Below are 2449 nucleotides of genomic sequence, written 5' to 3' on the forward strand. Positions count from 1 at the left end.
TCCGGCGTTCAGGTACCGGGCGCCGTGTTGTTCAGAACTTGAGCGAGAACTGGGCGGAGAAGGCGTTTTGCGAGGCGGAGGTGGCGAACTGGCCGGAGTAGGTGACGGCGAGGGTGGCCGCATCCGACAGGCCGTAGGCAAGGCCGGCGTTCACCAGCAGCGCATCCTGCGCGATCGGCACCCCGGAGACCTCGAACGGCGTGGCCCCGCCCAGGAACCGCATGGCGGCCGCCGGCGTGGTGTCGCCGAAGGCGTGCTGCCAGCCCAGCGTCACGCTCGGCGTCAGCGCCCGGCCGAACAGCTGCACCGAGGTCGCCGCCCGCACCCCGAGCGTGCTGTAGAGCGTGTCCATGGCGGCGGTGTCCACCGCCAGGGCCGCGCTGGACAGCCCCTCCGAGAAGGAGGCCCCCGCCACGTTCACATAGGCAAGGCCCGCGAACGGCTCGAAGGCATAGCCACCGAGCGCGACATCGTAGCCTACCTCCCCGAACAGCTGTGCGGTGCCGGTGGAATAGCCCGCGCTGGCGGTCTGGCTGAAGCCCGGGAAGGACACCATCCGGCTGGTCGAGATGTCGTGCCAGCCATAGGCGAAGCCGCCCCGCAGCGCCCACGCCCCGAACTGCCCGCCCGCATAGACGCCGACATCGTAATTGTCGCTGTTGCCGCTGGAGGCGCGGGCATCCACATCGAAGCTGGAGCGGCTGTAGCCGCCGAACACGCCGGCCCACACGTTGGGCTGGAGCGCCACATCCGCACCGATGAGGAAGCCGCCGAGGCTGCTCGACACGGAGGCCGCATTGCCGTTGCCGAAGCTGTTGCCCCAGCCGCCGTAGCCGTGCGCCCACAGGGTCACGTCGAGATCCTTGCTCAGCCGCGCCGTGGCGGGGCCCGCCCCCTGCGCCGCCCGGGCCAGCGCATCCGGCCCCTCGGCCGCCTGCCGCAGGCGCGTGCCCACCGCCTCGCGCACATAGATGGACTGCTGCTGCAGCACCCCGTCCACGGAGGCGTAGACCTCGCCCGAGAGCGCGTTGAAGGCCGGCGCCACCGCCGCGTCCGGCAGCGAGAGGATGGCGTCGTAGATGGCGTTGCCGCCACCCAGTGCCTGCGCCGCCACCGCCACCCCGGCTTCGTTCATGGTCCGTGCGTAGGAAATGAAGTCCATGCCGGTATAGGCGAACGTCAGGTACACGTTCTGCGCGTCATAGCTCAGCGAAGGATCGAGGAAGGCGTAGTCCGACGTCACCCCCCCGAAAGTGCCGCTCACCGTCCCGGAGGTGGTGAGGATGGCGACGGTGCTGGAGCCAGGGTAGCGCCCGGGCTCCGCCGCCACTTCCACCGTGGCGCCGCTGGAGATGGTGACGGCGGCGGAGGCGATGATGAGGTCGTGGGCCCCGGCCGGGGTCACGTCCACCCGGTAGACCGCGCCCGTGTTGAAGGCCACCGCCCCGTTCACCGTCAGCGTTCCCGGCGAGTAGCCGGGCGACACCGTGCCGCCCGCGTTCACCGTCAGCCCGCCGATGGTGGCGGTGCCGCCGAGGGTGCCGCCCGCGTTCACCGTGAACGGCGAGGCCGTCACCGTGCCGCGCTCCAGCACCACAGCGGTGTCGTCCACCGCCACCGGGCCCTGGTAGGGCGCCGAGAAGACCACGCTGCCGCCGCCGGTGAAGGTCACCTGCCCGGCACCGGAGATGGAGCCGGTGAAGGCGTAGCTGTCGGAGCGGTTGAACACCAGGCTGGCGTTGTTCACCACATCGCCCACGATGGCGCCAGAGGTGCCGCCGTTGCCGAGCTGCAGCGTGCCCTCGGAGATGACGGTGCCGCCGGCATAGGTGTTGGCCCCGGTCAGGATCAGCGTGCCGGCGCCCGTCTTGGTCAGCGCACCGCTGCCGGAGACCACGCCCGACAGGGTAAGCGCCTGGGCCGCATCCACCGCGAAGGTGCCGCCGCCGCTGCCGTTCACCGCCGCCAGCGTCACCCCGCCGCCATAGGCGAAGGTGCCGCCGGCGCTGAGCGCGCCCGCCCCGCTGAGGCCGAGCGCCCCGCTGCCCAGCGCCCCCGCCGAGGCCACCCGCACCGTGCCGGAGGTGATGGACAGGCCGCCGGAGAAGCTGTTCGCCCCGTCGAGGGTCAGCGTGCCCGGGCCGGCCTGGACCACCCGTCCGGTGCCGGAGATGGCGCCGGAGAAGGTGCTCTCGCCCGAGAGGTCGAACGCCAGCGTGGCGTTGTTCACCACGTCGCCCAGGATCGAGCCGGTGGCGCCGCCGTTGCCGAGCTGCAGCGTGCCGCCCGAGATGGTGGTGCCACCGGTGTAGGTGTTGGCGCCGGTGAGGATTAGGGTGCCGAAATCGCTCTTCTCGATGCCGGTCGTGCCCTTCAGCGTGCTGGCGATGGTGGCCACCGTAGCCGCTCCCGCCTGGGTGCCGTCACCCACCCGGATCGGCGCCGGCGA

The 2449-nt window shown here is 71.7% G+C and carries 1 protein-coding gene; it reads right to left on the reverse strand.

What is annotated here, in order from left to right; all coding sequences use genetic code 11:
* Positions 1-31 precede the first annotated feature (31 nt).
* Positions 32-2449: autotransporter outer membrane beta-barrel domain-containing protein (locus V5F61_RS21100; RefSeq protein ID WP_393990614.1), on the reverse strand; the 2418-nt coding region annotated here is incomplete at its 5' end.

The organism is Xanthobacter sediminis (assembly GCF_043195015.1).
GTDB lineage: Bacteria > Pseudomonadota > Alphaproteobacteria > Rhizobiales > Xanthobacteraceae > Xanthobacter.